The sequence below is a fragment of the Clostridium sp. C105KSO13 genome (assembly GCF_001517425.1).
Taxonomy (GTDB): Bacteria; Bacillota; Clostridia; order Lachnospirales; family Lachnospiraceae; genus Muricomes.
This window is the reverse complement of the sequence record NZ_FBWL01000137.1, coordinates 1-1,670: the sequence shown is the minus strand read 5'-3', so window position 1 is coordinate 1,670 and position 1,670 is coordinate 1. Positions and strand designations below refer to the sequence as shown.

Sequence of the window (1,670 nt, the reverse complement as noted above, 5' to 3'; positions counted from 1 at the left end):
TTATTACTATAGATAGAAATAAAATTCGACAATGGAATTTCGAGTTAAATCGACATCAAAACCAATACATATTTAATTCAAATCAGGCAGTTCCTGACTTGCCAGACACAGAAAAATTTACGCCCTCGGAAAATAGATTGAAAATGTCTTAACTAAATGACATTGAATACCATCCACATTAGAATACTTTGGCAATAGCTCTTTTCTCATTCTTTCCACCGCTGCGTTCAAGACACCAGTCACACATTGAACTGTCGTACTGATGCCAAGTATATTTCTCGTACCGGCATACCCTCCATTTGGGTTTCTGTAGCCCCAGAACGTTCTTCGTACAGGCTCAGGCAATTCTGTTACAAGATCCGTTCCACAGACCAGTTCATCTACAGATGGAACATTCGGCAGTTCCAGCATAAATTCATTTATCCAGTCCCCCTTCTCTATCGTTTTCAGAGCATATCCAAGCACTACGCCATACCGGATGACCTCATCTCCCTTTTCAAACCTTTGCAAAGCAACTTTGTGCGCCTGTGGTATTTCCTGATTGGCAGTCAAACCTTTGCAAAGGACTGTTCCTGCAGGGATATCTCGTATTGCTATGGCTACATTATCCCCATCATTCACTTTTACCAATAATGCCTTTTTCATTCAGCAGCCTCCTTCATTCATTTTATCCCCAGTATAATATAGACTTTTCTCTAAATACAGCTTATAATATTAATTGTTCCCTTAATTTTTCTTATAGAAAGGAACTGTACATGGATTTAAAACAATTAGAATACATCGTAAAAATTGCTGAAGAAAACAGTATTACCAGAGCTGCCGAAAAGCTTTTTATTACACAATCAGCATTAAACCAGCAATTATTAAAATTAGAAAAAGAACTTGGCACGGATCTCTTTGTCCGTTCCCGTACCAATTGGCACCTTACAGAAGCCGGTAAAATATATATTGCTTCAGCAAAAAAGATAATTTCTATAAAAAAAGATGCTTATAATCGGATATATGATCTTACAGAAGCACAAAAAGGCAAACTTTCTGTAGGGTTTACCCACAACCGGGGAACAGTTATGTTTTCTTCTGTCTATCCTGAATTCCATAAAAGACATGCAGGTATTATTGTAAAACCGTTAGAATTGTCGGTGGAGGAACAAGTGCAGGAAATCGCGCAAGGCAATCTTGATATTGGTTTTTTAACTCTCTCAGATCCAAAAGAAAGAAGTCCTCTGGAATATGTGCCAATTAAGAAGGAAGAGATTTTTCTTGCCATTCCGTCCCGCCATCCTTACAGCAGATATGCCTGCAATAACACTCAGCCTTTCTCTGAAGGAGATTTATATGAATTGCGGGAAGAACCCTTTGTTCTTATGGATAAATCCTCAACTATCCGGTCGCTTATTGACCCTCTTTTTGAAAACTGTAAGTTTAAGCCGCAGATTTTATTTGAAACCTCAAGCACATATACCATTATTGCAATGATCGAATCCGAAATATGCTGTGGTCTAATCCCCGGACATTACATTGATACTTCAAATAAAAAAATATGTTACTTTTCCCTCCCATCCTCTTATACACATCTCCGAGCCCACGAGACTCCTGAGCATCTCGTATGCCGTCTTCTGCTTGAAAAAAAAAAAAACAAAACCACCCACACCCCACCCTCCCCCCTCCCC

Annotated in this window: 1 protein-coding gene; it reads right to left on the bottom strand. The window is 38.9% G+C overall.

Features of this window, described 5'->3' with window-relative positions; genetic code table 11:
• Positions 1-117: 117 nt before the first annotated feature.
• Positions 118-645 (bottom strand): UxaA family hydrolase, encoded by a 528-nt coding sequence (locus tag BN3456_RS01930; RefSeq protein ID WP_089982420.1) that lies wholly within the window; start codon positions 643-645, stop codon positions 118-120.
• Positions 646-1,670: the final 1,025 nt, after the last annotated feature.